Below are 408 nucleotides of genomic sequence, written 5' to 3'. Positions count from 1 at the left end.
TGACATCACCACAACTCGGCCTGCTTCCAGCACGCAGCAATGATGTTGGCGCGTTGCTGTGCGCTGCGCAGCCGATTGCGGGCGGTTGTTTTGAGTTCGGCGAGCGAGTGTGGACAGAAGTTGGCCAGGGCATGGCGCTTGAGCCAGGCCCAGAGATACTCCACAGGATTCAGGTCCGGGCTGTAGGGCGGGACAAAGGCCATCTGTACTGCACCACTAGTGCTATCGAGGTAGTCGCGCACGATGCGTGTGCTGCGCAGCGCCGTCCCAGATGATCATCAGGCGGCGCTTGAGGTGCGCGCGCAGTGCCTCGAGAAACTCCACGATCTGTGCGCTCTTGATCGCGCCGTCATAAAGGCGGAACAGGCAGTTGTGATAACTCAGACCCGCGATGGCCGAGACATGTTT

The 408-nt window shown here is 60.3% G+C and carries 1 pseudogene; it reads right to left on the bottom strand.

What is annotated here, in order from left to right:
• Nucleotides 1-5: 5 nt before the first annotated feature.
• A pseudogene (locus ACYP5B_RS51260) lies at nucleotides 6-408 on the bottom strand (transposase); the annotation flags it as partial.

The sequence above is a fragment of the Cupriavidus sp. 8B genome (assembly GCF_054589115.1).
The sequence above is the reverse complement of the archived record's forward strand: the minus strand, read 5'-3'. Positions and strand labels throughout refer to the sequence as shown.